Annotated in this window: 1 protein-coding gene; it reads left to right on the forward strand. The window is 70.4% G+C overall.

Features of this window, described 5'->3' with window-relative positions:
* A partial coding sequence (locus tag DY467_RS25495; protein WP_164639830.1) for a class I SAM-dependent methyltransferase occupies positions 1-490 on the forward strand: 490 nt, incomplete at both ends.

Genomic DNA, 490 nt, shown 5'->3' on the forward strand with positions numbered 1-490 from the left:
GGTAAGGGGTGGCCGGCAGCGTCAGGTGTGTATAAGGGACAGCTGGAAATGTCGGACGATCCCGAACGGCTGCTGCGCGAGGTGTGGCGGGTGCTGGCGCCGGCCGGTCGGCTGCTGGCGGTGGTGCCCAATCGCCGCGGCGTTTGGGCGCGGCTCGATAATACCCCGTTCGGCCACGGCCGCCCGTATTCGCGCTCGCAGATCGCCGACCTGTTGCGGCGGACCTGGTTCACGCCGACCGCTTGGAGCGAAGCCCTATTCGTACCGCCGCTGTCACAGAGCTGGCTGTTGCGCTCGGCATCGGCCTGGGAACGGATCGGCGGCGCGACCTCGCTGCCGCTGGCCGGCGTGCATGTGGTCGAGGCCACCAAGCAGGTGGTGCGGGCCCAGCCGGTCAAGCGCGAACGAATCCGGCTGATCCCTTCGCTGGAGCCGTCGCTGGTGCCGTCTCCGACGCCGCTGCAGGCTGGCGAGCCGGACGCACCGCCGC

Origin of the sequence: Rhodopseudomonas sp. BR0G17 (assembly GCF_010907025.1) — a bacterium.
Taxonomy (GTDB): domain Bacteria; phylum Pseudomonadota; class Alphaproteobacteria; order Rhizobiales; family Xanthobacteraceae; genus Rhodopseudomonas; species Rhodopseudomonas palustris_H.